The sequence below is a fragment of the Neisseria sp. P0019.S003 genome, from assembly GCF_051957115.1.
Taxonomy (GTDB): domain Bacteria; phylum Pseudomonadota; class Gammaproteobacteria; order Burkholderiales; family Neisseriaceae; genus Neisseria; species Neisseria flavescens_D.
In genome coordinates this window covers 1-645 of the sequence record NZ_JBQCWT010000028.1, presented here as the reverse complement: position 1 = coordinate 645, position 645 = coordinate 1, and the positions used below count along the sequence as shown (strand labels likewise).

The following is a 645-nucleotide window of genomic DNA, read 5'->3' as shown; positions in this document are numbered from 1 at the left end:
ATATATAACTGAGGATTATATCGACGATTCAGCAAGTTATGGCTCAGCTACACTCAAAAATGCACCACGCCGCGCATACGATATCCGTGCCTTATACGAATATACACTCCCGATTAATGATCGCTTTAGCATTACTGCCGGAGCCGGCTTGGGACACCGTGTTCTGAGAGACTTAAGTAGCCGCATTGATCCTAATGATTATGACCGCAAAAACCGAACCACATATGCGCAAATCAATGCCGGTGTAAATATCGCACTTCCAGCAAACTTTGAGATTGCTCCTCGTATTGCCTACAATCGTGCCGTTAAGGGCCGCCAGTATTCTTACGAGCCAGATCGAGAAGAAACCAGAATGAAACAAGGCGGTGGACAAGGTATTGAGGTTGAAGTACCTGTATCTAAAAAATTCTCTAACGGTTCTAAAATCAGTCTGACCCCGTTCTATCGCGGCTGGAAAGTCAAAGATTCAAACTTCACCGTTACAGAAGACTATGGCTTCATTCAATTGGGCGCGATCGAACCTAAAAACCGCACCCGTGAAACAGGCATAAGATTGCAATACTCGTTCTAATTTAGCAAACTTAAGTAGTTAAAACATTTCAGACGGCCTTGTATATTAATCGGCTGAAGGCTGCTGCCCTTTTC

The 645-nt window shown here is 44.2% G+C and carries 1 pseudogene; it reads left to right on the top strand.

Features of this window, described 5'->3' with window-relative positions:
• Positions 1-571: pseudogene (locus ACTHTS_RS10900) on the top strand (outer membrane beta-barrel protein); the annotation flags it as partial.
• Between the last annotated feature and the right edge of the window lie 74 nt (positions 572-645).